Origin of the sequence: Arthrobacter sp. B2a2-09, assembly GCF_027587375.1 — a bacterium.
In the GTDB taxonomy this organism is placed as follows: Bacteria; Actinomycetota; Actinomycetes; order Actinomycetales; family Micrococcaceae; genus Arthrobacter.
In genome coordinates this window covers 1-1065 of the sequence record NZ_JAMXIC010000072.1, presented here as the reverse complement: position 1 = coordinate 1065, position 1065 = coordinate 1, and the positions used below count along the sequence as shown (strand labels likewise).

Genomic DNA, 1065 nt, shown 5'->3' with positions numbered 1-1065 from the left:
GAAGGCAACCCCTTCTCGGCAGGCCTGGGCCCCGTTGTCTCGCTCGCCAAGGAAAGCGACTTCGTGGGCCGTGCCGCCCTGGAAGCCCTGAAGGCCGGGGGCGCCGGTTCCACCAGCGGCCGCAAGCTGGTTGGCCTCAAGGGCCTGGGCCGCCGCGCCGGCCGCGCCCACTACCCGGTCCTCAAGGACGGCGTAGTGGTCGGCGAAGTCACCTCAGGCCAGCCCAGCCCCACCCTCGGCTACCCCGTGGCACTGGCATACGTCGACGTCGAACACGCCGAACCAGGCACCGCCTTGGACGTCGACCTGCGCGGAAAAGCAGAGCTCTTCGAGGTTGTGGCACTGCCGTTCTACAAGCGCGCCAAGTAGCCCACCTGGAAGTCCGCAACCAAACAACAAGTTTTGTGAACTAGGCGAGAGAAGGAAATGAAATGAGCAAAGTAGCTGCCGAGTTGAAGTATTCGGCTGAACACGAGTGGGTTGCCTCGGATGGGGCTGGGCCTGAGGGGATTGGGATATCCGCGGTTGCTGCGGATGCCCTCGGCGACATCGTGTACGTTGACTTGCCCGAGGTCGGTTCCGCTGTGACTGCGGGGGAGACCTGCGGCGAGGTTGAGTCCACCAAGTCCGTCTCGGACCTGTACTCCCCGGTCACCGGTGAAGTCACCGAAGTGAACTCCGCCGTCGTCGACGATCCTGCCCTGATCAACAACGATCCGTACGGTGCGGGCTGGCTCTTCAAGGTCGCCGTGACCGAACATGGCCCGCTTATGTCCGCTGAAGAGTACGCAAACGCCAACGGTGGCGAGCTGTGAGCGCCGCGACCGGGGCCGCAGGCACCGAGAACATTGTGTTCGAGCAGGTAGTTTCGCCGAGCCTGGACACGGTGTTGTCCGAACTGGATCCGGAGATCGCGGCGAAGATCGATGACGAGCTGGACCGTCAGCGTTCGGGCCTGGAAATGATCGCGTCGGAGAACCACACTGCCGTGGCCGTCATGCAGGCGCAGGGGTCGGTGCTGACCAACAAGTATGCCGAGGGCTACCCGGGCAAGCGCTACTACGG

Annotated in this window: 2 protein-coding genes and 1 pseudogene; all 3 read left to right on the top strand. The window is 63.9% G+C overall.

All coding sequences use genetic code 11. From position 1 onward, the window contains the following. Window positions 1–369, top strand: a 369-nt coding sequence (locus NFJ07_RS25555; protein WP_333482083.1) for a glycine cleavage T C-terminal barrel domain-containing protein, incomplete at its 5' end; no start/stop codon positions are given. Between the two features lie 62 nt (window positions 370–431). Then, a complete protein-coding gene (gene gcvH, locus NFJ07_RS25550; RefSeq protein WP_269998901.1) occupies window positions 432–815 on the top strand; it encodes a glycine cleavage system protein GcvH in 384 nt (127 codons plus the stop codon). Beyond that, window positions 812–1065: pseudogene (locus NFJ07_RS25545) on the top strand (serine hydroxymethyltransferase); the annotation flags it as partial. The gene gcvH and the pseudogene NFJ07_RS25545, both read left to right, overlap by 4 nt.